Annotated in this window: 1 protein-coding gene and 1 pseudogene; one reads left to right on the top strand and one right to left on the bottom strand. The window is 71.8% G+C overall.

The window, feature by feature from the left end; all coding sequences use genetic code 11:
- Positions 1-298 (bottom strand): annotated as a pseudogene (locus AOK08_RS48195) (hypothetical protein); the annotation flags it as partial.
- Positions 299-684: 386 nt separating this feature from the next.
- Here AOK08_RS48195 and AOK08_RS40480 point away from each other — a divergent pair.
- On the top strand, positions 685-3,618 hold the full coding sequence (locus AOK08_RS40480; protein WP_055535373.1) for an FAD-binding and (Fe-S)-binding domain-containing protein: 2,934 nt from the start codon (positions 685-687) through the stop codon (positions 3,616-3,618).
- The last annotated feature ends 33 nt before the right edge of the window (positions 3,619-3,651 follow it).

The following is a 3,651-nucleotide window of genomic DNA, read 5'->3' as shown; positions in this document are numbered from 1 at the left end:
CTGCTGCCTCCGGCGCCCCCGCCGTCCCCAACTCATCCCATTCGGACCATTCGACCCATTCCGTCTCGCGCCCGAACACCGTGTCCCTCCCGACCGGGCCCGGAGCCGCGTCGGCCTTCATGGCATCGGCCTTCGTGGCATCGGCCTTCGCGGCGTCGACCGTTCCGGACGCCGAGGCGAACCGGTCGTCCAGGGAGTCGCCCGCGCCCGTGGGCCCGGTGTCCTCGGTGGAGTCGTCGTACAACTGCCCCCACCAGTCGTCCTCGTGACCGGTGGACCTCTCCCCCTGCTGGCTCATGGCCTCAATTGTCCACCGGATGGGCCGGTTGAAAACGGGGCATCCGGAAAATCCGGCGACGTGTTCCGTCGTGAACGGCGTGTTCGACGGCGTGTCGGATGACACGACGAACGCCCGTACGAACAAGTCGCCGGGCGGTCCCACCCCCCACGGGAGAACCGCCCGGCGACGCCGGGGTGACCTGTGCCGGTCCACTCCGCCCCGACCCGAGTGTGACCGGTCATCCTTGGGTTCCGCCGCGGTCGGCGGTGGTACTTCGGTTCAGTGCGACAACAGCCGTCCATCCCAGCGGTGGATTTCATTCATCGCCTTGGTGCGATCGTCACACGAACGGATCCATGTCCTCCACCCCGCAAGACCCGATGGCACCTCAGGAGCAGCACCCCATGGACGCCACGACGACAGACGACCCGAAGCACCCCAATGCCGCGTTCCTCGACGCCCTCCGCGGAAGCCTCGGACAGCCCAGTGGCGTCGGTGACCTTGTCGACGACTCGTCACTGACCCGGGCGCTGTACTCGACCGACGCCTCGAACTACCGGATCGTCCCCCGTGCCGTGCTCACCCCCAGGTCGACGGACGACGTGATCACCGCCGTCGGTGTCGCCCGCGCCCACCAGGTGCCGGTCACCGTCCGAGGAGCGGGCACGTCCTGCGCCGGAAACGCCGTGGGCCCCGGCCTCGTGATCGACTTCTCCCGTTTCATGAACCGGGTGCTCTCGATCGACCCCGTCGCCGCCACCGCCGTCGTCGAACCCGGCACCGTCCTGGCCACCCTCCAGGACAGGGCCCTGCCCTTCGGTCTGCGCTTCGGCCCCGATCCCTCCACCGCCGGCCGCTGCACGATCGGCGGCATGATCGGCAACAACGCGTGCGGTCCGCACGGCCTCGCCTACGGGCGCACGGCCGACAACGTGGTCTCCATGACCTGGCTGACCGGAACCGGGGACATCATCACGGCCGGTTCGGGGGCCGGCGCCCTCGCCGCGGTGCCCGGCCTCGACACCTTCGTCTCCCAGAACCTGGCCGTGCTGCGCACCGAGTTCGGCCGCTTCGGACGCCAGATCTCCGGCTACTCCCTGGAACACCTGCTCCCCGAGCACGGACACAATCTCGCAGCCGCCCTGACCGGCACCGAAGGGAGCTGCGGCATCCTCCTCGAAGCCACCGTCGGACTCGTCCCCCGGCCCCCCGCGCCCGCCCTGGCCGTCCTCGGCTACCGCGACATGCCCACGGCGGCGGACGACGTCCCCGGCCTGCTCCCCTTCCGCCCGCTCGCCCTGGAGGGCCTGGACGCCCAGCTCGTCGACGTCGTCCGCCGGGCCCACGGCGGCGGCAGCGTCCCCGCGCTGCCCGCCGGCGGCGGTTGGCTGATCGCCGAGGTCGGCGGCGCCACCTCCGAGGAGGCGGTCGCGGCCGCACACGAACTCGTCGCGGCCTCCGCCTCCTCCGACACCCTGGTGCTGCCCGCCGGCCCCGAGGCGACCAGGCTCTGGCAGATCCGTGCCGACGGTGCCGGACTGGCCGGACGTACCGCCGACGGCAGGCAGGCCTGGCCCGGCTGGGAGGACTCCGCCGTCCCCCCGGCCCGCCTCGGCGCGTATCTGCGCGGCCTCGGAGCCCTCATGGCGGACGAGCACGTTTCCGGGCTCGCCTACGGCCACTTCGGCGACGGCTGCGTCCACGTCCGTATCGACTTCCCGCTCGACACCGACGGCACCCCGATGCGGAGATTCCTCGAACGCGCGGCAGCGCTCGCCGCCCGGCACGGCGGTTCCCTCTCCGGCGAGCACGGGGACGGCCGCGCCCGCTCCGAGCTGCTGCCAGCCATGTACAGCCCCGAGGCCCTGCGCGCGATGGAGACCTTCAAGGCCCTGCTGGACCCGGAGGACCTCATGAACCCCGGGGTCGTCGTCCGCCCCGCGCCGCTGGACGCCGACCTGCGCCGCCCGCAGGCCCGCCGTCTGCGCGCCACCGACGGGTTCGCCTTCGCCCACGACGGCGGAGACATCACCGATGCCGTCCACCGGTGCGTCGGGGTCGGCAAGTGCCGGGCCGATCTGCGCGGGCAGGGCGGGTTCATGTGTCCCTCGTACGTCGCCACCCGGGACGAGAAGGACTCCACCCGAGGCCGTGCGCGGGTCCTCCAGGAGATGCTCAACGGCAGCCTCGTCACGGGCGGTTGGAGTTCCCCCGAGGTCCACGACGCGCTCGACCTGTGCCTGAGCTGCAAGGCGTGCGCGAGCGACTGCCCCACCGGCATCGACATGGCCATGTTCAAGTCGGAAACACTCCACCAGACGTACAAGGGGCGCCTGCGTCCGCTCAGCCACTACACCCTCGGCCGACTGCCGCGATGGCTCAGGCTCACCGCCCCGCTGGCCCCCCTGATCAACCTCGCGGGCCGCGTGCCGCCGCTGCGCCGAGCCATGACGACGATGATGGGAGCCGACCCCCGCCGCTCCCTGCCGACGCTGCCCCGAACACCGTTCCGATGGCAAAAACCACACAAACCAAACGAACCGCATAAGTCACACAAGCCGCACGAGCCGCACAAGCCGCGCAGGGCAACGGCGGGAGAGCGGTCGGGCGGGCCGAGGGTCCTGCTCTGGGTCGACTCCTTCTCCGACGCGATCGACCCGGACATCCCCCGGGACGCCCTCGAAGTCCTCCAGGCCGCCGGGTGCGACGTCGAGATCGCCGACTCCCGGGCCTGCTGCGGCCTGACCCTCGTCTCCACGGGCCAGCTCACGGCCGCCAAGGCCAGGCTCCGCAGGACGCTCGGTCTCCTCGTCCCGCACGTCAGGGACGGCCGGACCGTCGTCGGTATCGAGCCCGGTTGCATCGCGACCCTCCGCTCGGACCTGGTGGAACTCCTCCCCGACGACCCGCGCGCCGCCGAGCTGTCCGGCTCGGTCAGGACCGTCGCCGAGTTCCTCACCTCGATCGGCTGGTCCCCGCCGCGAGCGGCCGAGAAGCTCCTCGTCCAGCCGCACTGCCACCAGTACGCGGTCATGGGCTACGACGCGGACCGGGCACTCCTGGCCGCCATGGGCTGTGACATCGAGATCTCCGCGGGCTGCTGCGGCCTGGCCGGGAACTTCGGCATGGAGAAGGGCCACTACGAGATCTCCGCGAAGATCGCACGCGACGGCATCCTCGCCAGGGCGGCCGCCGAGCCCGACCGGCGGATCCTCGCCGACGGCTTCTCCTGCCGCACTCAGGTACGGGACCTCGCGGGCCTCGACAGCCGCCATCTCGTGCAGCTCGTCGCCGAGGCCCTACGCCGCCCGGCGGCCGGGCGAAGCGGACCGTCGTGATCCGCTCCCCCCACCCCCCGGCCTCTCTCACCC

The organism is Streptomyces graminilatus, from assembly GCF_001418565.1.
GTDB lineage: Bacteria > Actinomycetota > Actinomycetes > Streptomycetales > Streptomycetaceae > Streptomyces > Streptomyces graminilatus.
The sequence above is the reverse complement of the archived record's forward strand: the minus strand, read 5'-3'. Positions and strand labels throughout refer to the sequence as shown.

Excerpts from the sequence above, each read along its gene's own strand:
- AOK08_RS40480 (WP_055535373.1), top strand. The coding sequence starts at position 685 with ATGGACGCCACGACGACAGACGACCCGAAGCACCCCAATGCCGCGTTC.